This window comes from Vibrio sp. NH-7 (assembly GCF_053643215.1).
Genome location: NZ_CM132187.1, coordinates 1,223,558 through 1,246,022, shown reverse-complemented (window position 1 = coordinate 1,246,022; position 22,465 = coordinate 1,223,558). Strand labels below are relative to the sequence as shown.

Genomic DNA, 22,465 nt, shown 5'->3' with positions numbered 1-22,465 from the left:
CTACTCATCCATGTCGTTGTATTGCGCTTTATTATCGACCATTTTTTCGGGATGCTGTAATGAATGCCAACGATTCCCTTCAACAAAACAGTCATGTGTCGTAAAGTCGAATCGATTGACTTGGGCACCTTCACATCTTGGTACAAGCACTTGGTATTGCTGCAATGATAAAGTCAGGTTGAACGGCCCTATACCATTTGATTGTTCTGCTACATGGATATTTTGAGGATCGATACCTTGCTGTAAAAGCATTTTCTTTGTTTTCAATACATGCTCTTTAGCCAGTTCAGAAGACCATGTAAAAAATAGCTGCTCAGTTTGCACCTTTTCACGATGCGTATCGAGATACTCGTTCACTTGTTTATCGACTTTATCACGGTTCGTTTTATCTACTTTCGCTTTAAAGGTATAGGTCACTGGAACCAAATCTACTGAAGTACCATTTCGCTCTGCTACACGTTCGGCACAACCAAAAAGTAACACACTCGACATTAGCACAACCGATAAACTTCTCATTTCTTGAAGCCTCCAGCCTGCAGTACTTCTTCCGCCCACGCCTTACTTGCTGGCGTATAGCTGTACTCGACATTAAAAAATCTTTGCATGGTCGTTGTTCGTTTCATAGTCGGTAATTGGATTTGCGAAGGATTAACTGGTTTAACTAAGTTTACCGTCGCGACAATAACAAGCTCTGTTTTGTTTCGGACTGTTTCTGTGTGTCTAAATAACGCGCCTAAAATGGGTACATCACCAATAAACGGAACTCGGCTTAACGACTCGCGATCCTCGGTACTTAACAAACCACCTAACACGAAGCTCTGACCATCACCCAACTCTACGGTTGTGCGTGCACGACGTGTTTTAAGTGCAGGGAGGTTATAGCGGTCATTTTGATACTGGGTATCTAACGAGCTGACCTCTGGCATTAGTGATAGCTTGATCTTGTCGTCTTGCAAAACTTTCGCCATCATCTCTAGTCGAATACCGAACTCTTTGAAAAGAACGTTGGTCCCACCATCGACTATCGTCACCACAGGGATTTCCCCACCAACCAAAAAGCTAGCGGTCTCTCCCGATATGACCGATAGATTCGGCTCTGCTAATACTTGCCCTACTGAATCATCACCAATTGCTGATATCACAGAGACAATATCCGAGGCACTGAAATTGATTAGTTGGTCGACAAAAGTTCCTGGCATAAATGTATCTTGTCCGACTGTGCCATACTTAACACCAAACTGCTCGAGAAAGGACTGTGACACTTCTGCAATCGATAGTTTGACATTGACCTGCTTTGTTGTAGAGACTTCAATATTGTTAACGATGCCCTTGTAGTGACGCCTAGTCATGAACTCCATCTCGTAGGTTTTATCGCCTAGATCCCACTCAATCTTATAATCCTCATACTTTTTGTTAAGGAGTTCGCCCACAAGAATATTTATCTCATCACGAATTTTCTCACTAGGTACTTTGCCAGCAAGCACAACCTGCTCACCCAAGTTGTATATTGAGATACTGACATCAGGGTAACGAATTTGAACCTGTTGCTGGATATGGATGAGACTTTGGTTTACGACAAGTTTTCGGCTGATGATCGTCTCAGAGTTATCATCGAAAGCGAGCAACGAAACTGTACCCACTTTCTTACCAAAGATTACCAACTTATTCTTATCAACCACTTGATAGTCAGCAATTTGGGGGTCTGAGATAAAAACTGATGCTATTTCAGCCTTGGTATTGATCGCTTTTGCTTCCCCCTCTCCAAGGTTCATCAAAACCTGCGCGAAGGTGATACTGCTCCACATAGCAATGAAAATAGCAACGCTCGCTCTAACTAAATACATTATTGTCGTTTTCCCTACTTTATGGTTACAGCATCAGCTCGATATTCAATCACTGATTTAAATCCCGGTAATACGTCACCAGCATCAGCACTAAGATCCGCAGGGCGATAATTCCCTACAGATTTGTGAACTTCCAGTGTCGCAATCTGCTTCGCGACACTCAATATAGAAACTTGTTTTCTATCAAGTTCGAGTATGAGGTGAGTCTCCAATGCGACGTCTTCACCGGTCGCTTCTTTTGCATCTGATTGATCGACGCGCAACACTTTGACGCCCATCAATACAGGCGATATTGAAATTGCCTTGCCTCGCGCAGAAACAGAAGCCCCTACTTCTATAGATGCCGCATTACCGGGCACCGTCAACGCCAAAATATCAATATAACTACTAGCTCTTATTACCCCACCTACAACCGCTTCGGGGGAAACCTTTAGTGGATATGGAACATACCCGTCAGCAAGCGTTAAATCTAAATATTCTGGCGAATTGGGGGCCACGATATCTGTTGGATACAGTAAACTACCCTCGGCCATATCAGAGCGATAAATAGAACCTAGCGGGTATTCGAACAACATGTCTTCCGTAATTCCCTGAAGGGCCGCGTCGTCTTCTTGGATTTTTAGTACTTGCAAGTGTTCCGGACGCACAACGTCAGTAGCAGATACTTGGCTGCTAACTTGCCAGACGGAATAGAATTTGAGTGGTTTAGCCGTTTGTGGGCTGCTGGAGTCTGTGGGGCGTGTTAAGTTATCCGCTAATCCATAAAGACCAAAGATGATGGCTAAAACGGCGACAGCGAGAATAAGTTTTGTGCGCATGTTAAATTCCTAAATTGAAGCACCTATGCCAAACACACCACTTAACACAATTGGTATCGCAAAGGGCAGCCCGTCATGGACAATACTTATAGGCTTAAATTTTTTAATTAGTATGTAGACTAGCGCCTCGAGCCCACCCAGCAGCATAAGAATCACTCCGACTAAGAGTAAAAAATCGGGCTGAATAAGCAGTGAGAATACACATATCAATTTTATGTCACCAGCACCAAACACTCCTAACCGCCAGAGAAGTAAGCCAGGTATAAATAGCATCAGTGCAGTAGAAGGATATATTTGTGAACCGTTGATGAAAGCAGAGCTAAGTAACACACATCCCAGTGACAAAACACTATTGTTGGAAACCAATCGGAAACGATAGTCGCGCCAACATATAAATAGACAAATGGTGGCCAGTGATAGCCACCAAAAAAAATATAGACTTTGTGCCAAGTATTAAGAGCTAGAGTTAGCGTTGTCGATATTACCTGTGATTTTAGTCATCGCACCAGTTAGTGATTCTTTTAATTCGCCGTTGAACATTGCCAGTACAATTGCAGATACAGCAACACCGATGATTGCATATTCGATTGCAGTTACACCGCGCTCGTCGTTTTTGAAAGAGTAAAGTGCGCTTTGAGCAGCAACAAAAGCTTTAGTTAACATGATATTTTTCCTTTACTAGAACTATTGCATATATTCTGTAACAACATATGCATCAAAGATGACCGCATTCTATATAAGTAAATGCGACGTGACAAACAATTAATGGCACTTATTTTACACCAAAAAATAAACAGCATACCTATCTTAGCACTAATTAGGAGTTATTTATGTGACATGATGTGTTCTGAAAAAACATACCTATTCACAAAAAACGAACATTTCGACATGGAACACACCTAAACACACTCCTATATAATATAGTTCGCTTCGAAAATTCTCGCACAGAAGTTTGCAAGGTTAAAAATTCTCATTTTTGAAACGGTCACATTTGGAAATACACTTATCTTTTTTTTTAAAAAAAAATAAGTCAGATGAAATTTTGTGACTAGTAAGCAAATTCCATCACTTTCAAGCTGGCTTCTGAATCGATGTCCTTAAACTCAGGTGGATTATCAATACGTTGGACAAAGCACAAACTCGGCGCTTCTTCTCTCATGCTGTCTATCAAGAAGTCGCAACTTACTTGAGGAGAGTTTACACATGCCAACACTCTACCGTCTGAAGTAAGCAGTTCAGGTAGGCGTCTTAATATTCTTTTATAATCTTTCGTTAGGGCGAAACTCCCCTTTTGAAATGAAGGTGGGTCTATGATGATTAAGTCATAAGGACCAAGCTTGCGAATTTTCCCCCATGACCGAAAGATGTCATAGCCAAGAAAACTCACGCTGTTTAGGTTGTGTCCATTTAGCTTATGGTTTTCACGCCCTTTTGAAAGCGAGCTCCTCGACATATCGACATTTACAACCTTGTCTGCTCCGCCTTCTACAGCGGCGACAGAAAACCCGCAGGTATAGGCGAACAAGTTGAGTATGTTTTTGTTTTGCGCATGCTCTCTGACCCAATCTCGCCCAAAGCGCATATCAAGAAACAGACCGAAGTTTTGATTGCGCCCAATGTTGAGTTGGTATTTGATTCCAGATTCAATAACTACTGGGTTGCTCTCCAGTTCACCGATAAGCACTTCAGAAGGAGCCCCTTCCTTGTATCGATACTGTATGACGATTGAGCGTCCAGCTGTTGAACGCCACAATTCTGAAGTCGCCAGGGCAAGCAAGCCACGCTTTAATTCTTCAACAAAGAGCGCATCTCCCTCTTTAAACAATGCAACAATCAGCTGTCCGTTTACCCAGTCACAGGTAATTTGCTCTAGACCAGAGAAGCAGCGTCCTCGCCCATGAAACAGGCGTCTTACTTCGTTTGGAGCATCGGTTAATCGCTGCGTAAGCTGTTCAAAGAAGACAGGTAATTGATTTGATTGCATTGGTAGTGGAATTACTTTTTGATCTTCGGCCATGACAACTCCCAAGGCTTGAGCCAGGATTCAATCGCCTGACTCGTTGTTTCATCTCTCCATTTAGTGCCAAGTTCAGTACTCTCTCTTGGGTCACTAATGAACTTATATTCTTCATTTAGATAATTAAAGCGCAAAGCAAAAGCATGCAAGTAGCCTCTATCGGCTTTACATGATGCGTTGTAAATCGCGTCTCCAACAATCGCGGAACCAATCGACTTCAAGGCGACTCTGATTTGGTGGGTCTTGCCAGTGTGAGGCTTACACAATAAAAGGCGTTCTCCCTGACCACTAGCAGTCGAGAAAAACTGGGTTATAGCAGGATTGTCTCGCCGATTGATAAGTTTCCAGGTAGAACGCCTCGAACGTTCCATATCGCCAATTACTGCGCCCTGCTTTTTCTTCGGCTTACTACTGCCAATAGCTAGGTAGTATTTCTCAATTTCTCTGTCAGAGAAGAGTGTTGCCAAGGCACTCGCCGCTTTGGAACTTCTTGCGAGCAATAACAAACCTGATGTCATTTTGTCCAAACGGTGGACAAGATACAACTTAGGGTCACCCGTCTTGGCTGCAACTTCTTGGAGTAGCATGGTCTCGCCTTCGTCTTTATGCACAGACACGTTTGGGTGTTTAACGACGACAATAAAATCTGGGTGGGTATAAAGGATATCAAACATACAACTGGCTCCACTTAGGACGCAAGAGTATACCTTTAATCCTAGTGAAAGCCAGTAGCGAGAAAATGAGGTTAATTCAATTTAAACTTGCCAACGAGGGATTCAAGTTCCAATACTTTTGCGTTCAACCCATTGACATTGTGTGAGCTGTTGTTCGCTAGCTGTAGCGAACGCTCCGAAATGTCACTGATTGCCGTGATGTCAGCGGCTATCTCTTTAGTTACAGCTGTCTGTTCTTCCGCCGCAGTCGCAATCGAATTAACCATCGACTGGACGTTGGCAGCGCCTGATACAATTTCATCCAAAGCACTCACTGCACCAGAGCTGCGCTCGACACCGATTTCTACTAGCTGACAGTTTTCTACCGTGTAGGTCACAGCCTCTTGAGTGCCTGATTGAATTTGTTGGATGATTCCGCCTACCTCTTGTGTCGCTTTCGTTGTGCGTTCTGCCAACGCTCGAACTTCGTCCGCTACAACGGCGAAGCCGCGACCGAACTCTCCAGCCCGCGCGGCTTCAATAGCAGCGTTTAACGCCAACAAGTTTGTTTGTTCTGCGATTTCTTCAATCACTCGAATAACCGAACCGATTTGCTCGCTATGCGTCCCGAGTTCATTCATTTGCTTTGACATCTCTGTCATTTGCACGCTGACTTGCTGTATCGACGCGACCATTTCATTGATTACTTTACGCCCCGACTCTGCGTTTCCTTCAGAACGCTGCGCTTCCTCGAAAGTCGCATTACCTTGCTGTGCCACTTCTGAAATCGTCAAACTCAACTCTTCTGCGGCAGTGGCAATCAGATTAGCTTTATCGGCTTGGGATGAAGCTCCACTTACAATGTCTTGGCTTACATCGGAAAGCTCTTTGGTTACCACTTTCACTTCTTCTGCAACGGCAGATATACTACCAATCAGGGTTGTTAAGGAGGCTTGCATCTGGTTGATTGAACCGGCTAGATTAGAGAGCTCATCACCTGAGTTATCGACTATATCCTCCGTGGTCAAGTCGCCATTCGCCACTTTCTGGGCAACTGAATCAAGTTTAGATAAACGAGTTGTAATCGAATGAGATAGCCAATATGCCACAATACATGTCAGCACCAGCGCAACAACAAAGAGTATGATAATAGTCGTTTCGATTGTGTAGAACGACTCAGTGAGCGCCAACAACGCTGCATCAGTTTCTACTACCTCGGTCGACGATGCTTCATCTAAATACGCTTCTATCGGCGATAAGTAAGTCTCATATAATTGCCGAAGTTGGGAAATTTGTTTATCCAACTGATCTTTGTTACCAAGCAAAGGGACGATTTCTCGCTCAAAGCCTTGTGTAAAACCAGACATCAAACGCTCAATCTTTTCAACTCGTTGATAATCCGCCCCTCCTCTAACCTCGAGGTTTTTTACTACGGTTATCGCGTCAGAAAATTCTTGTTTGTTGGTTCGATAGTCATTGATAGCGCCAGGGACACCTGTAATGGCTCCAGTCGCATCACGGTAAACATCACCGGCTTCATCAATAAGAACAAGATAACCGACAACTTCTGGTACATCATCCGTACGAATCTCATGCGCAACTGCGTGTGAGCGAATGACTTCAGCCCATATCGTTGCGGCCATAATCGTCATAATTGCTAAAACACAACCAAAACCTGCATACATTTTTTTACGAACAGACCACTTCACAAAGCACCTTCCAATTTATTGCCGATATCGTTCTGTATCGACACTAATTATCAATAACTTTAATAAAAGTAGCTGACAGAAACGAAAAAACCTCCCAATTGGGAGGTTTTTGATTCGTTCTTTCTTAGCGTTATAGCTTCTTCGAGAAAATACCAGCTAAAGCAATGATACCGATACCAAGCAGCATGATTTCACCTTTACCGCTATCAAAGCCAGACTTAATGCCCATGAACGCAACGATTGCGATTGCAACTGGAATTACGTACTTCACTAGGTTGTACCATAGACCGAATAGTGGGAAAGATACTTTGCCGTCGTTAGTGATTTCTTTCTCAAGCTCTGCGCGAGATAGACGCCAGCCAGCAAAGATACACACTAACATACCGCCAACCGCTAGGAAGATCTTATCTGTCAGTAGGTCGAAGATATCAAACGCGCCAGTACCGAATAGTGTTGGACCAACACCGCCAAGCGATAATGATGCGAACACACATAGTGTCGCCATAACAACACTTGAAGAGATTACCGCAGTTGAACGCTTCATGCCTTTTTCATCGATTAGGTAAGACACGACAACTTCTAGAAGAGATACTGAAGAAGTGAGAGCCGCGACTGTTAGACCGATGAAGAACATTAGAGCGAATAGAAGACCAATTACGCCACCCATTTCCGCAAATAGTTGAGGAACAACGACGAACACTAGACCTGGACCTGCTGCTGGCTCCATACCAAATGCGAACATTGCAGGGAACATTGCAACACCCGCTAGGATAGCAACACCTGTATCCATCGCAGTAACCATACCTGTCGTCTGAACTAGGTTCTCTTTCTTCTTAAGGTAAGAACCGTATGTCATCATACAACCCATACCAAGTGATAGAGAGAAGAATGCTTGACCTAGCGCCGCTAGAACAACATTACTGTCTACTTTAGAGAAATCAGGCATGAACAAGAATTCTAGACCTGCCATTGCACCTGGCAGCATTAAACCTTTCACTGATACAACAATCAGAATCAGGAATAATAAAGGCATTAGAACCTTACCTGCTTTCTCGATACCACCAGAGATACCTTTCATAACAATTACGATGTTAAGGAATAGGTATACAGCCATCCACATAAGTGGCTGAACTGGATCAGAGATAAAACCACCAAAGCTGTCACCGATCGCTTCAGGTGTGCTTAGTAGACCGCCGCCTACTTTGAAGATGTAAGCTAGTGCCCAACCACCTACTACAGGGTAAAAACCCATAATAAGTAGACCACTTAATACTCCCATAACACCGGTAAACGTCCAACGACGGTCAGTCGATTTGAACGCACCTACTGCTGATAGACCTGTCTTACGACCAATCGTGAATTCGGTAAGCATGACGCTAAAACCGATAAAGATGACAAAAAGAAGATAGATAGCAACGAATGCACCACCGCCACTTTCACCTGCCGTATAAGGAAACTTCCAAATGTTACCAAGGCCAACAGCAGAACCTGCTGCAGCCATAACGAAGCCTAATTTAGACCCCCACGTATCACGGGGCTTTGAACTTGAACTAGTAGCCACGATTTACTCCATTAAAATCATTTTATAAGTTGTGTTTGCTTCTGTTAGGCGTCTTTAAAAGTGGGTGTATATATTTTTTTACACTAATTAGAATTTTGAGTGACGCTAACGTTGTAGCAAGTAAAGCAGTTTAAAAGTAAAATTGAAACCCCGAAAAGTACATTTCTTCACCACAAATGTAATTATTGTGTTTAAATGCTGATTTTTTACACAATAGCAAGCTCTACCCACTAGATTTAACACTCTTCTAACACAAATCCTCTTTTTGTAAACTTTGCAATACTCTCTTAATTCAACCCAGTTTGTTGTTGTGACTATGACTATGGCAGATTACTATTAAGTCGCTCGATATGTGTTCTAGGTAGTTGAATGGACAAGTTTTATCACTTTCTAACCCTTGCCGGGATCGTGTTTTACTGGATTCTTGTGGCCGGTGTAACGATTCGCGTTGTATTAAAACGGCGTGCTGTTAGTGTTTCCCTTGCTTGGTTGATGATCATCTATATCATCCCGATCGTTGGTGTTGCCTGCTACTTCCTGTTTGGAGAACTGAACTTGGGCAGGAAGCGAGCCGAGAGAGCGAAGCTTATGTTTGCTCCCTTCGAGCAATGGTTTTCTAGTTTGAATGAATGCCATGCGCACGCACCAGAGAGTTTTGGTCGCCATATCTACCGAATCGATGAACTTTGTAATAATCGCCTAGGCTTGCCTGCATTAAGCGGCAACACTCTTTCTCTGCAAAGTTCACCCAATGAGATCCTACATTCCGTCATTCAAGATATTGAGACGGCAAAATCAAGCATCCACATGGTTTTCTATATCTGGCACCCGGGCGGCCTTGTTGATGCCGTCTCCGCTTCTCTGATTAAAGCGGCTAAACGTGGAGTTAAAGTTAGACTCTTACTCGACTCTGCGGGTAGCCCGCGTTTCTTTCGAAGCGAATGGTACAAGATGATGAAATCCGCTGGCATAGAGGTAGTGCAAGCGCTAGAAGTCAGCCCTTGGCGTATTTTTCTTCGCCGCCTCGATCTTCGGCAGCACAGAAAAATCATCGTTATCGACGATAGCATTGGCTACACGGGATCGATGAATATGGTTGACCCGGCCTTTTTTAAACAAAGCAGCGGTGTTGGCCAGTGGATAGACATTATGGTTCGCTTGACCGGACCGACCGTGAACGTCCTATCCGCTATTCACGGTTGGGATTGGGAGGTCGAAACAGGAAATCGTAGGCTACCCAAACTGCCTGAATGCAGAATTAATCCCGAAGAACCGCAACACCCTGTTCAAGTTGTGCCATCTGGACCGGGAATGCCAGAGCATCTGATCTCTCAAGTGCTTACATTGGCGATTAACCAAGCGAATCAGTCGGTGCGGATCACCACGCCGTACTTTGTCCCGAGCTCCGATTTACTTGAAACGCTTAAAATGACCGCTCAGCGGGGTATCAAAGTCGAGCTAATCATTCCATATAAGAACGATTCAACGATGGTTCAATGGGCATCGCGCGCCTTCTATACCGAACTGATGCAGGCAGGTGTTGAGATCTACGAATTCTATGGCGGCCTTCTGCATACAAAATCGGTCGTGATCGACGAACAATTTTGCCTTGTTGGCACCGTAAACATGGATATGCGTAGCTTATGGCTCAATTTCGAGCTGACACTGGCTATTGACGACGAGTCATTTACCAAAGAAATGTTCTGGCTACAAAACAGCTACATGCAGGAGTCGCATCGAGTCAGTTTGAAACAATGGCAGAAGCGCTCATTGTACTCACGTTTTCTTGAGCGAGTCTTTTACTTGTTTAATCCCCTGCTCTAGCCCTTGCTTATTGAGTGTTGTCATGTTTTAAATAAGGCAACAGTTAGAGATAGGGACTTCAAATGTCAGAAAAGAAACAAACCAAGTTTGTCACAGCCGGCCGTGATGGAAAATGGACAAACGGAGTCGTTAACCCGCCAGTACAACGCGCCTCTACCGTTGTCTTCAACACCGTAGCCGAAAAGCACCACGCCACCGTCAACAGAGCAAACAAGACTCTGTTCTATGGGCGCAGAGGGACAAATACCCACTTTGCATTCCAAGACGCGATGGTTGAGATCGAAGGCGGGGCGGGATGCGCTTTATACCCTTGTGGCACCGCAGCAATATCAAACGCCATACTTGCCTTTGTAGAGACTGGCGATCACATCTTGATGGTTGATACGTGCTACGAACCTACAAGAGATTTCTGCGACAAGATCATGAAGAAAATGGGCGTAGAAACAACCTATTACAACCCAACAATTGGTGAAGGCATTCGTGAACTCATCCAGCCAAATACTAAAGTTCTATTTTTAGAGTCGCCTGGTTCAATCACGATGGAAGTACAAGACGTTCCCACTCTGTCCCGTATTGCTCACGAAACTGACATTGTTGTAATGCTTGATAACACATGGGCCGCTGGCGTTAACTTTTCTCCTTTTGAGTGCGGTGTAGATATTTCAATTCAAGCGGCTACAAAGTACATCGTGGGACATTCCGACGTTATGCTGGGTACCGCAGTCGCTAACGAAAAGCATTGGGATCAATTGCGCGAGCAAAGCTACCTAATGGGCCAATGCGTTTCTCCTGATGATGCCTACTTGGGCCTGCGAGGGATTCGTACCCTGGATGTTCGACTTCGCCAACATGCGGAAAATAGCTTAAAAGTGGCCAAGTGGTTGCAAAGCCGTCCAGAAGTCGATCATGTTCGACACCCTGCCCTTGAGACATGTCCAGGTCATGAGTTCTTTACTCGCGACTTTACGGGTGGAAACGGTCTGTTCTCTTTCGTATTGAAAACCAGTTATCCTCGCGCGACGACAGCATTGCTTGATGGAATGAAACATTTCAGTATGGGCTATTCATGGGGAGGATTTGAGAGTTTAATCCTTGCCAACGAGCCAAAAAGTTTCAACAGTTTGCGTACCGTCGCGAATCCCAATTTTGAAGGTACATTGATTCGCGTCCACATTGGTCTAGAAGACGTAGACGACTTAATTTCCGATCTAGAAGCAGGGTTAGAGCGTTACAACGCGTTGATTTTAGAGAAAGAAGCGACAGCGTAACGACGCTAACAAACTTATAGCCTCGCCTATGCGGGGCTTTTTATTTTATCTACACTCATCAATATTTCTCATACCTTTGGTCGAGTTAAACCAATCTGTTGTTTTTTATCTCAAGCTCACGAGTTAACATTTTATTTACATTGTTTCTTGCCTTATCTGTCACGTTTCTTCTACGTTGTAATATCTCATCAGAGGTCTAACCAGAAGGAGCAACAATTTGAAACTCTATCAAGCACTGACGCTTTTCGTCTCTTTGGCAATAGTCCAACCCGTCGTCAACCTCGCCCATGCATCAGGGTATACCGAAACCAAGTACCCTATCGTTTTAGTACATGGGCTGTTCGGTTTTGATTCATTGGCTGGCGTCGATTATTTCTACGGCATACCTCAATCACTGACTAAAGATGGCGCCACCGTCTATGTCGCTCAAGTATCTGCGACTAATAGTAGCGAAGCGCGAGGTGAACAGCTCTTAAACCAAGTTGAGACTCTACTCGCGGCCACTGGCGCTCAAAAGGTCAACTTGATTGGACACAGTCATGGTGGCCCTACCGCCCGTTACGTTGCATCGATTCGCCCAGATTTGGTCGCTTCAGTAACCAGTGTTGGTGGGGTACATAAAGGGTCAAAGGTGGCAGATATTGTTCGTGGAACGGTATCTGAAGGCTCAATCAGTGAAGGAGTAGCCGTCAAACTCGCACAAGGGCTAGTGACATTGATTAACTTGCTATCTGGAGGCTCCGAGCTTGAGCAAGATCCTTTGGCGTCATTAGATGCTCTTACGACCGAAGGCTCTCTGACTTTTAACCGATATTACCCAGAGGGCATCCCAAGCACCGAATGCGGTAACGGCGACCTGTTGGCATCTAATGGTGTGTACTATTACTCTTGGACAGGTGCAGCAAACTTTACCAACGTCTTTGATCCAACGGACGGTGCCATGATGGTTTTAGGGCTGGCGTTTGATGGTCCAAACGATGGGTTGGTTGCCACTTGCAGTACGCATTTAGGCAAAGTCATTCGCGACGATTACAAGATGAACCATCTCGATGAAATCAATGGGTTGCTTGGTATTCATCATTTATTCGAGACAGATCCAGTAACGCTATACCGTCAACATGCAAACCGCCTGAAACAACAAGGTTTGTAAGGAGTCCGTTATGAAAAAAGTCGCTCTGTTCTCACTGTTTGTCGTTTCTCTTTTTTTCGTTGGAGCGACTTATTTTCATCCGCTGACCTCACCAATGCCAATCAAAGCAGAATCACAACAAGATGTTGCTGTTGACCTTTCTTCCCAAAAGGATTTTTTTGAATATTCGTTAAGCAGTGTTGGCGAGCAATCACTTGATCAAGTGCGGACAAATGTGCGTTCTGATGCTGCTGAACAAACATCGATCAACGTCAGTATTGCGCTCTTTGACACCTACCTCGCCTACAAACGAGCGCTTACGAATCTTGAGCCGTTAGGCGCGACGTCACTTTCAGTTTTGGAGTTACAGCGAATCAATGATGAAATTCTGGCGCTGCAGCGGCAGTTCTTTACTGACGAGCAAATTAAACAACTTTTTGATGAGGAAAACAGGTTACGCCAACTCGCGGTCGACAAACTGGTCATTAAAGAGAACACCTTAGACGCAGTAGACCAAAAGCAGCGTTTAGAACAACTCTTAATCGCGCAACCAAGCCACATTCAGGAAAGCCAACGAAATAATGCTCTCACGCTTCAACTAGTCAATACATCACAGTTAAGTTCACAGCAAAAGTATCTAGCGAGGGTTGAGTTGGTTGGTGAACAAGGTGCTCAGCGACTGCAAGATCTTGACGACAAAAGGGCTGCCTTTAAAGCGTCCCTCGACCACTATTTAGCCCAAAGGTCAGACATTTTAAGCAATCCCGCTTTAGGACCTGAAGCAATTCAACAAGAAATCACCACGCTAAGAAATCAGAGTTTTGAACCACACCAACAAAGGCGAATCAAAGCTCTAGAGCGTATTTACGACGAACAATCAAAAAACTAATTAGGCTTTTTAGGGCAACCAATAACATGATCATCCACCATGCCGACGGCCTGCATAAAGGCGTAGCAAATTGTTTCACCCACAAACTTAAAGCCTTTCTTTTTAAGGAACTTACTCATCGCTTTGGACTGTTCCGTAGAGACTGGCACTTGGCTCATATCTGTCCAGTGATTCACAATAGGCTTGCCATCAACAAACTGCCATAGCGCATTAGATAAGCTCCCGTATTCTTCGATTAATTGCTTTGCCGCTTTAGCGTTGCTAAATACCGAGTTAATTTTGCCACGGTGCTTAACCACGTCGAAGTGTTCAACGATAAACTCAGTACGTACTTCATCACGTTGAATGAGCTTATCTAAGTCATAATTTTCAAATGCTTGGCGATAGCCTTCTCGCTTTTTCAAAATCGTAATCCAACTTAAACCGGCTTGCGCGCCTTCTAACGTGATGAACTCAAACAACACGTTGTCGTCATAAACGGGTACGCCCCACTCTGCATCATGATATTCGCGCTCAAGTGGGTGGTTCATCGCCCAAGCACATGTTTTGTTATCCATTTTCGATCCTTATAAAAACGCCCCGGATTCTTCATCAAGGGCGTTTGAAAAATATTATTAGCGAGTTACGCTATTTTGGTATCGCGACCTTGTGGAATAAACGATACAACACTGGCACAACGATTAGTGTCAGAACAGTCGCAAAACCTAAACCAAACATAATCGTTACCGCCATTGGCTTAAAGAATATGTCAGGCAGCAAAGGAATCATGCCAAGAATCGTGGTGATGGCCGCCATACACACTGGACGCACGCGGCTCAGCGCTGCATCGACCACGGCAACATAAGGATCTTTGCCTGAATGCATTTCGATCTCGATCTGATCCAACAATACGATGCCATTTTTCAAAAGCATCCCCGACAGACTCAAGAAACCAAGTAGTGCCATGAAACCAAATGGGGTATTGAGCGCCAACAGTCCTGTCGTCACACCGATAATCGCGAGAGGTACCGTCAGCCACACAATCAGAGGCTCTTTGACCGAGTTAAACAAGAACACCGTCACTAAGAACATGAATAGATAACCCATTGGCATCGTTGTGAACAGCGAAGCTTGAGCGTCACCTGAAGACTCATACTCACCGCCCCACTCCAACGAATAGCCAGGAGGAAGCTCGATTGCTTCGATTTGTGGCATCAAACGTTTTTGTAACGTCGCCGCCGTCTCTTCACCCAACAGATCGGGGTCTGCCATAACGGTTAAGACACGTTTACGGTTTTTGCGCACGATGATCGGGTCTTCCCAGCGAAGGTCATAGCCCATCGTCACTTGTTGCAAAGGAATATATTCACTGAGCGCTGGACTCCAGATCTTCATACCTTCAATGTTACGGATATCTACACGCTCGTCCTCTGGCAAACGCGCCACGATTGGCATTAGAGTGGTTCCGTCACGATAGACACCCACCGCTTTTCCTGAGAAAGACATCGCGAGAAACTCATCGACGTCTGACTTGGTAATACCATAGCGACGAGCCTGACTTTCATTAAACTGAGGCTCAAGTACCTTCGTTCTTTCACGCCAGTCATGACGGACGTTTGTCGTACCTGGATCCGCGTGCATGATGTCTTCCACTTGCTTTGCAAGGCTACGCAATACGGTAGGATCAGAGCCTACAAGACGCGCCTCAATCTTAGCACCGCCGCCAGGACCAAGCTCAATTTGCTTCAACTTGTAGTTAATCTCAGGGAAGTTCTCTTCTACGTGCAGACGAAAACGTGCCATAAGGTCATGAAGTTTCTCATAATCGGTCACTCGAGTCGTAATCTCTCCGTAACCGGCATAGCTTTTCTCTGGCGCGTAGGTGAGCATAAAGCGCTGCAAACCTTTACCCGCGGTTGTGGTGATATGGTCCACTCCATCTTGCTCAGAGATCCACGTTTCAAGGGCTTTCAACTTAGTGTTGGTCGCTCTAATGTCCGTCCCTTCAGGCAGCCAAATATCCGCTTGGAAAATCGGTGTTGTAGAAGATGGGAAGAACGATTGCTTAACATGGGTAAAGCCAACCACACTCGCGGCTAATCCAAGAATCAGTACAACGACGGTCAACCAAGCTCGTTTCATACAAAACTCAAGGAAGTTTTTGTACACCACAAAGATCATGCCATTGTACGGATCGCTCTCTGCACCATCTTGTTGGACTTTTTGGCCTTTAAAGAAGATATCTGCGAAGAAAGGCGTCAATGAAATTGCGGTAAACCAACTCAACATCAACGAGATCAACAGCACTGTAAACAACGTGCCACAATACTCACCGGTCGCATCTTCCGACAAGCCGATAGGAGCAAACGCCGTCACGGCAATCACCGTCGCGCCAAGCAACGGCCACTTGGTTTGTGTGACAATATCTGTCGCAGCTTGCAGCCTCGTTCGACCTTTTTGCGTCCCTATCAATATCCCTTCGACTACCACGATGGCGTTGTCCACCAGCATACCCAAAGCGATAACAAGCGCCCCAAGAGAGATTCGTTGCAAATCGATAGCGAAGTACTTCATGAAGATGAATGTACCGAGCACCGTAAGAAGAAGAATCAAGCCGATGAGCAAACCAGAGCGCAATCCCATAAAGAAAAGGAGCACGATGATTACGATAGCAACAGCCTGTCCCAAACTGACGACAAAACCACTGACTGATTTGTCGACTTCTTTTGGCTGACTGTAAATTTCCGAAATATCGACACCAACGGGTTGTTGGTACTTGAGCTCGGCGAGGCGTCGGTCAAAGCGTTTACCAACTTCGACGACGTTTACACCCTGCGCAAAGGAGACGCCCAGGTTGAGCGCTAGATCGCCGTTAAACGTGATGATATTGCTTGGTACTTCAACGTAACCACGTTTGATGTCAGCAACATCCCGCAAGTAGATAAGCCCCTGAGCACCACTCTCAGTGAGGATCAAGTCCCCAAGTTGGTCCACATTTTGGAACTCACCCGTAGGCTGAATACGAATGTACTCGTCACCAATTCGAATCGCGCCTGCATCAGAGACAACGTTTTGAGTAGACAGCAGATTGAACACGGTGTTTGGCGAAAGCCCTAAACTGCTCATGCGTTTCATCGAGATTTCGATAAACACTTGCTCTTGCTGCTGACCCGATACCGAGACCTTACTTACACCATCAATGAGCTCTAATTCTCGACGCAAATAGTCAACATAATCGAGCAACTCTTTGTAACTGTAACCTTCACCTGTGACCGCTAGTAGGATTCCGTAAACATCACCGAAATCATCAATCACTTGTGGATCATTGACACCCGGAGGTAACTGACCTTTTAAGTCATTGACCTTACGGCGTAGCTCATCCCAGATCTGTGGCAAATCATCGGGACCATAGTTGTTTTTCATCGTCACCGTGATTTGCGACAACCCCCGACTGGATATCGAGTTCACCTCATCCACATAAGTTAATTGCTGGATGGCTTTTTCCAGTGGGTACGTCACTTCTTCTTCGACCTGCTGAGGTGTCGCACCAGGGTATGAAGTAACAACCATCGCATCTTTGATGGTGAATGCAGGGTCTTCGAGGCGCCCCAATCCAAAGAATGCTGCGGTGCCGCCAATAAGGAAGATCAGCGAGATCATCCAGCTGATGACTCGATTTCGAATAAAGTACGCTGCAATGCCCGTTACGTCTTCATCACGTTGAGGCGCGTTGAGGTTTTGTTCACTCATGACCCGCCTCCTTCTCAATCACTTCTACCTGCATACCTTCCCTTAATCGTGATACACCTGCGACCACGACAATTTGGTCTTTATCTAGCCCTTCAAGGACCTGAACGGTTTCCTTATTTGCCTTACCAACAACGACTTTTCTCTTCGTAACCGTGTTGTCGGGCTCTACCGTCCACACGTACTTGTTTTCACGCGCTAAGTCATCGCCATCTGCATTGAATATTGACTCAATCGGGACTTGGACACCGGTGTTCAGCTCCAATCCAATGTCTTCGCCTCTAGAAGTCACTTCGACCGCCATACCATCCAAGATGTACTCTTGCTCTGGCATCGGCATCGACAGGGTCACAGTGAACGTCCCCGTCGCCGGATCCGGCTCTGTGGTAAATTCTTTGATTTTTGCGCTGTATTCATTACCGCTTGGTACTTTAACCACAGCATCGACTTTTTCCAAAACCTCTTGGCTAGGCTGATTGGTGTAGAGGCGATCAGGCAATTGAATCAGGATCTCTACGTTATCTAGACTATGAATGTTAACGATTTGCTGGCCAACTTGAATGTTCTCAAACTGATCAGCACTCACACGGGATATGATCCCGTCAACAGGCGCTTTCAGCTGAGTAAAAGACAATCGTAACTTCGCTAACTGCAACTCTGCGTAGGCAATTTGACGATTAGCCGCTATTTCGTCGAACTGAGACTTGGCAAGTAAGCCTTTGTCGACCAGAGGCTTGGAGCGTTTATACTGACTATCGACGACCGAATAACGAGCACTTGCGTTATCAACGTCAAGTTTGTAATCCGTTGGTTCAATCTCGGCAATCAGGTCTCCTTGCTTAACTTGATCCCCTTCCTTGACGTAAATCTTGCTAATTTCACCCGCCACCCTAAAGCTGAGGTGTGAGCGTTCCGCTGCATTGGCAACAGCGGGAAAATACAATCTGTCCTCGCTCACTTCGTGATTCGACAACTCCAACACTTTCACTTTGGCAAGACCAAAATCGACATATTCTGCCTCACCGCTACAGCCCGCTAAGAACGCTGCCGTGGATAACACACTTATCCCTAACCATTGCTTCATCTTACAGACCTCGCTCTTTGATCCATTCGCGAACTTTAATTCCCGGTTCAATACCACTCACTCCGGACACGACGATTCTCTCGCCATCGGCTAAGCCGCTTTCCACTTGTCGCTTATCGTTCAGTTCAACCGCCGCTTTGGAAACAATACCTTGGTCGTCAACACGCCAAACAAAGGTGTCTCCTTGCTCTTCAAACAAAGCGGCTTCCGGAATACGAGTCGCGCCTGACGATTCGACCGCGACGTGAACAGAGCCTGCCATACCAGGTAGGATCCCAGTATCTTCAGGACGTTCCATGATCATGGTGACTTTGTAAGAGCCCGTTTTGGGATCGGCTTCAGTATCAACCTCTTGGAAGGTTAGATCGTAGGTATTTTGAGGAAAGGCATCAAAAGTCATTGTCGCCGTCAGGTTAATCCCGGTAGAAAATCGGCTTAACAAGTGATCGGGGAGCTGGAAAATCACCTTCATCAACTGATTGGTTTGAATGTTTAACACGCCAGACTTAGCGGCTATGTATTCGTGATTCTCTGCGGGAACGAGTGAGATTGTCCCATCATACGGCGCGACCAACTTGGTGTATCTGAGGTTCGCTTTTGCTTGCTCAAGGGTTGCCCGTGCGGAATTGTGGTTGGCTTTAGCTTGATCAAAATCTTGCTCGGAAACCACTTTATCTTTTCTCAACTTTTTGTAGCGTTGGTATTGTACATCGGCAAGTTTAAATTGAGCCTCTGCCTGCTTCGCCAACAGGGTGTACTCATCAGGGTTTAGAGACGCAAGCACATCCCCTTTTTTGACCCGTTGCCCGGCAACAACATCAATGGTTTGAAGCTGACCAGGTACTCTAAATGCAAGAACTGCTTTATCACCGGCTTCAGAAGTGGCTGGAAAATGGCGTTCAAAAGTGGCATTGCCGACTGAAATAGTGAAGAGTTTCGCAGGCCGAGAATCGGGCTCAGGTACGGGTGGAAGCTCCTTACCACAGCCACTGAGTGACGCAGCTATGGCGAGAAGCAGCATTGATTTTTGCATGTCTAATCATCCAGTTATCACAATTAATAACAAAGATAGATGATTGGATTAATGACTTCCACAGTAGGGGTGGTAAAAACTTATTAAAATTAATAATTTGCTAAGAGAAAACGCGACTAAGTCTCATAAACGACTTACAGCTTGTTAAACTCGCGATTAACCTTAAACGTATCGGATGTGACATACGCCTCGATGGAGCGAATTCGAGTCTCTAGCGTAGAAAAATCATTTTCGAGCGTTGTCAGCAACGCATCAGGCGCTTGGCCCTGAGTCCAAGGTTTACTTTTCAACTTATGCTCTTGTTTGCTTTTCATCGCTTCTACGTAGTTTGGGGGCTGCTTCTCGATCATAAATGCAAATGCAACATACGCGAGCAATACAAGAAAACTACCACCAAGTAACGCGGCGGATATGACTAAGATTCGGACTAACCATACCTCCAATCCGAAATAATTGGCCAACCCTGCGCAAACACCAGCAATTTTTCCATTATCAGTATCACGATAAAGCTCTTGTTTACTCATAGCGACGTCTCCATTCAGGCGCCTCTGAATCTAAAATTCTTTCTAGCGTGTTAACACGATCTTGCATCTGATCAGCTTTCTCTGATAAAGATTGCAAGCGTTGGAAATCATCTTCTGATAGTCCACCTGCCGCTTTCTTCTTACTGCGATAGTGTAAGATGAGCCACAAGGGGGCGACAAAAATCAAAAAAACAATCAATGGCCCGGCAATAATAAATGTCGACATAAACAACTCCTACTGATAGCGCTCAATCAGATTGATTTCATAGACAACCGACTGACAATTTAGATAAAACAATTAAGCCTAAGTCACCAATCTAAGTATCAAGCTCAGGCAGTGAAACCTCAATACCTAGATCGGTGCACATTTATTTGAGTTAAAGAATGCGACGGATTATTTCTTCTCTCCCATCTGCTCTTTTAACTTGGCCAGTTCTTGTTCAATTTCATCTTGAGCTTGAAGTTCTGCGAACTCTTGATCAAGCGATTTCGTATTGCCGGTTTTGGAATAAACGTCCGCTTCCGCCTCAAGCTCGTCAATTTTTCTCGAATACTGTTCGAATTTCGCCATCGCTTCTGACGTACGAGCAGTATGAAGGTGCTTTTGCACATCGCGACGATTTGACGCAGCTTGAGAGCGAATAGCCAATGCTTGCTGCTTAGCTCGGGTTTCCGTGATCTTAGTTTCTAGCTTACCAATTTCACCCGTTAGCTTATCGATAGTTTCTTCAACAAGCGTTTGCTCAGTATGTAAACCCTTTAAGACATCTTGCAGCTTTTGCTTCTCAATCAATGCTGCTCGAGCCAGATCCTCACGCTCTTTGGTCAACGCCAATGTGGCTTTGGTTTGCCATTGCGTAATTTGATCTTCCAAAGTTTCCACTTTACGTGCCAACTCTTTTTTATCTGCAATCGCTTTTGCCGAGTTAGTACGCACTTCAACCAAGGTGTCTTCCATTTCTTGAATGATAAGGCGAATCATCTTTTCTGGATCTTCCGCTTTATCCAGTAGTGCGCTGATGTTTGAATTTACAATATCTGCGAATCGAGAAAAAATACCCATAGCACAGCTCCTCATTTTATATGTTGGCACTTAGGCCGATAGTAGTCATTGGGGTTTGAGTCATCATCGAACTCTTTATGCTGGTTTAACTATTCCAATATGTGTGCCAACTTTTTATTTATTAAAAATCATAAACTTAACAAATATCAACTTGCAAGCCGATTCAATGTATGATGAATTTAGCCAACTTTAGGTAAATTTGACCAACGGAGTGAAGTCATGCAACAAAACCTGATTGGTGAGTCTCCCGCTTTTCTTGCGGTACTAGATAAAGTATCAAAACTTGCAGCGATTGAGCGCCCTATCCTGATTATTGGAGAGCGCGGAACCGGCAAAGAACTCATCGCACAGCGTCTGCATTATTTATCTAAACGTTGGGATCAGCCTCTTATCTCGTTGAACTGTTCAACATTGAGTGAGGGGCTTATTGACTCTGAGTTGTTCGGTCATGAACAAGGCGCATTTACAGGCTCAAAAGGCAGGCATAAAGGTCGCTTTGAGCGCGCAGAAAATGGCACTTTGTTTCTAGACGAGCTTGCGACCGCCCCACTCCTTGTTCAGGAAAAATTGCTGCGAGTGATTGAATATGGTCAATATGAGCGGGTTGGTGGGCACCAATTACTCAACGCGAATGTACGTTTGGTGTGTGCCACCAATGCCAATCTTCCTGAAATGGCCGCCAACGGGGAGTTTCGTGCCGACCTTCTCGACAGGCTTGCTTTCGATGTCATTCAACTTCCACCTCTGCGCGAACGAACGGAAGACATCTTGCTTCTCGCCGAATACTACGCAATCAAAATGTGTCGTGAACTCGGGTTCGAGTATTTTGTCGGGTTTAGTGAACACGCAAAGCAGAGCTTATTAGACTACGCGTGGCCAGGTAACGTTCGTGAGCTAAAAAACGTTATCGAGCGAGCCGTCTATCAACATGGGCAGCAAGACGAGCCTATCTCTCACATGATTTTCGACCCCTTCGCCAATACTTGGTCAGAGCCAGAATCGGGCTCGGAGAGCGAGCTATCAATAAGCAGTGACACCATAACCTTTCCGCTTAATTACAAGCAATGGCAAGAAGAACAAGACTTGAAAATTCTCAATGCTGCCATGGAAGAAGCGAAATTCAATCAAAGGAAAGCGGCTCAATTGCTAGACTTAAGTTATCACCAGCTAAGAGGCATGGTGCGCAAATACAACCTAACTCAGTCTGAGTAACATGACATAAGTTAAGGTTTACTGAGGTTTAACGTAATTATTGATGGTAAACGGGTGGCAGAATAAGGCACAATTGGAGATCCCTTTGTGCTTGTCTTCAGCAGTTAATCT

21 protein-coding genes are annotated in these 22,465 nt (G+C 45.0%); 5 read left to right on the top strand and 16 right to left on the bottom strand.

The window, feature by feature from the left end; translation table 11 throughout:
- The 9 genes from ACUALS_RS05890 to ACUALS_RS05850 form a co-directional block, all read right to left on the bottom strand.
- Nucleotides 1–516 carry a hypothetical protein gene (locus tag ACUALS_RS05890; protein ID WP_454449072.1) on the bottom strand — a complete coding sequence of 172 codons (516 nt, stop codon included), beginning with the start codon at nucleotides 514–516 and terminating at the stop codon, nucleotides 1–3.
- Entirely contained in the window at nucleotides 513–1,805 is a 1,293-nt protein-coding gene (locus tag ACUALS_RS05885; RefSeq protein ID WP_454449229.1) for a type II and III secretion system protein family protein, read from the bottom strand. Before ACUALS_RS05885 ends, ACUALS_RS05890 begins: the two co-directional genes overlap by 4 nt.
- Nucleotides 1,806–1,858: 53 nt before the next feature.
- Nucleotides 1,859–2,662 (bottom strand): Flp pilus assembly protein CpaB, encoded by an 804-nt coding sequence (gene cpaB, locus ACUALS_RS05880; RefSeq protein WP_454449071.1) that lies wholly within the window; start codon nucleotides 2,660–2,662, stop codon nucleotides 1,859–1,861.
- A gap of 9 nt (nucleotides 2,663–2,671) precedes the next feature.
- The gene (locus ACUALS_RS05875; RefSeq protein WP_454449228.1) at nucleotides 2,672–3,028 is read right to left on the bottom strand and encodes a hypothetical protein; all 357 of its coding nucleotides are present in this window, start codon (nucleotides 3,026–3,028) and stop codon (nucleotides 2,672–2,674) included.
- An 87-nt stretch (nucleotides 3,029–3,115) separates the two neighbouring features.
- Nucleotides 3,116–3,325 (bottom strand): Flp family type IVb pilin, encoded by a 210-nt coding sequence (locus tag ACUALS_RS05870; RefSeq protein ID WP_454449070.1) that lies wholly within the window; start codon nucleotides 3,323–3,325, stop codon nucleotides 3,116–3,118.
- A gap of 385 nt (nucleotides 3,326–3,710) precedes the next feature.
- The gene (locus tag ACUALS_RS05865; protein ID WP_454449227.1) at nucleotides 3,711–4,646 is read right to left on the bottom strand and encodes a class I SAM-dependent methyltransferase; all 936 of its coding nucleotides are present in this window, start codon (nucleotides 4,644–4,646) and stop codon (nucleotides 3,711–3,713) included.
- Between the two features lie 11 nt (nucleotides 4,647–4,657).
- A complete protein-coding gene (locus tag ACUALS_RS05860; protein ID WP_454449069.1) occupies nucleotides 4,658–5,353 on the bottom strand; it encodes a TIGR01621 family pseudouridine synthase in 696 nt (231 codons plus the stop codon).
- A gap of 71 nt (nucleotides 5,354–5,424) precedes the next feature.
- Nucleotides 5,425–7,041 carry a methyl-accepting chemotaxis protein gene (locus tag ACUALS_RS05855; protein WP_454449068.1) on the bottom strand — a complete coding sequence of 539 codons (1,617 nt, stop codon included), beginning with the start codon at nucleotides 7,039–7,041 and terminating at the stop codon, nucleotides 5,425–5,427.
- Nucleotides 7,042–7,171: 130 nt separating this feature from the next.
- Nucleotides 7,172–8,542, bottom strand: a complete 1,371-nt coding sequence (locus tag ACUALS_RS05850; protein WP_231566159.1) for a sodium-dependent transporter — start codon at nucleotides 8,540–8,542, stop codon at nucleotides 7,172–7,174.
- 429 nt (nucleotides 8,543–8,971) lie between these two features.
- On the opposite strand from ACUALS_RS05850, the gene cls reads away from it, so the two are divergent.
- The 4 genes from cls (at nucleotide 8,972) to ACUALS_RS05830 (ending at nucleotide 13,712) form a co-directional block, all read left to right on the top strand.
- Nucleotides 8,972–10,426, top strand: coding sequence for a cardiolipin synthase (gene cls, locus ACUALS_RS05845; protein WP_454449067.1), 1,455 nt, complete (start codon nucleotides 8,972–8,974; stop codon nucleotides 10,424–10,426).
- Between the two features lie 62 nt (nucleotides 10,427–10,488).
- On the top strand, nucleotides 10,489–11,694 hold the full coding sequence (locus tag ACUALS_RS05840) for a cystathionine beta-lyase (RefSeq protein ID WP_454449066.1): 1,206 nt from the start codon (nucleotides 10,489–10,491) through the stop codon (nucleotides 11,692–11,694).
- A 235-nt stretch (nucleotides 11,695–11,929) separates the two neighbouring features.
- On the top strand, nucleotides 11,930–12,844 hold the full coding sequence (locus ACUALS_RS05835) for a lipase family alpha/beta hydrolase (RefSeq protein ID WP_454449226.1): 915 nt from the start codon (nucleotides 11,930–11,932) through the stop codon (nucleotides 12,842–12,844).
- A gap of 10 nt (nucleotides 12,845–12,854) precedes the next feature.
- Complete coding sequence (locus tag ACUALS_RS05830) at nucleotides 12,855–13,712, top strand: lipase secretion chaperone (RefSeq protein WP_454449065.1); 858 nt, start codon at nucleotides 12,855–12,857, stop codon at nucleotides 13,710–13,712.
- On the opposite strand, the gene ACUALS_RS05825 is transcribed toward ACUALS_RS05830, so the two are convergent.
- The 7 genes from ACUALS_RS05825 to pspA form a co-directional block, all read right to left on the bottom strand.
- The gene (locus ACUALS_RS05825) at nucleotides 13,709–14,269 is read right to left on the bottom strand and encodes a DNA-3-methyladenine glycosylase I (protein WP_038138630.1); all 561 of its coding nucleotides are present in this window, start codon (nucleotides 14,267–14,269) and stop codon (nucleotides 13,709–13,711) included. The two genes, ACUALS_RS05830 and ACUALS_RS05825, sit on opposite strands and share 4 nt — an antisense overlap.
- A 70-nt stretch (nucleotides 14,270–14,339) precedes the next feature.
- Nucleotides 14,340–17,441, bottom strand: a complete 3,102-nt coding sequence (locus tag ACUALS_RS05820; protein ID WP_038138633.1) for an efflux RND transporter permease subunit — start codon at nucleotides 17,439–17,441, stop codon at nucleotides 14,340–14,342.
- Nucleotides 17,434–18,522: an efflux RND transporter periplasmic adaptor subunit gene (locus ACUALS_RS05815; RefSeq protein ID WP_454449064.1), complete on the bottom strand. Its 1,089-nt coding sequence runs from the start codon at nucleotides 18,520–18,522 to the stop codon at nucleotides 17,434–17,436. Before ACUALS_RS05815 ends, ACUALS_RS05820 begins: the two co-directional genes overlap by 8 nt.
- 1 nt (nucleotide 18,523) lies before the next feature.
- Complete coding sequence (locus ACUALS_RS05810) at nucleotides 18,524–19,555, bottom strand: efflux RND transporter periplasmic adaptor subunit (protein ID WP_454449063.1); 1,032 nt, start codon at nucleotides 19,553–19,555, stop codon at nucleotides 18,524–18,526.
- Nucleotides 19,556–19,689: 134 nt separating this feature from the next.
- Entirely contained in the window at nucleotides 19,690–20,079 is a 390-nt protein-coding gene (gene pspC / locus ACUALS_RS05805; protein ID WP_038138641.1) for an envelope stress response membrane protein PspC, read from the bottom strand.
- Nucleotides 20,072–20,305 carry an envelope stress response membrane protein PspB gene (gene pspB, locus ACUALS_RS05800; protein WP_005470370.1) on the bottom strand — a complete coding sequence of 78 codons (234 nt, stop codon included), beginning with the start codon at nucleotides 20,303–20,305 and terminating at the stop codon, nucleotides 20,072–20,074. Before pspB ends, pspC begins: the two co-directional genes overlap by 8 nt.
- A gap of 168 nt (nucleotides 20,306–20,473) precedes the next feature.
- Complete coding sequence (gene pspA / locus ACUALS_RS05795; RefSeq protein WP_454449062.1) at nucleotides 20,474–21,142, bottom strand: phage shock protein PspA; 669 nt, start codon at nucleotides 21,140–21,142, stop codon at nucleotides 20,474–20,476.
- A gap of 219 nt (nucleotides 21,143–21,361) precedes the next feature.
- Here pspA and pspF point away from each other — a divergent pair, with 219 nt between their 5' ends.
- Nucleotides 21,362–22,354 (top strand): phage shock protein operon transcriptional activator, encoded by a 993-nt coding sequence (pspF, locus tag ACUALS_RS05790; RefSeq protein ID WP_454449061.1) that lies wholly within the window; start codon nucleotides 21,362–21,364, stop codon nucleotides 22,352–22,354.
- Nucleotides 22,355–22,465 lie beyond the last annotated feature (111 nt).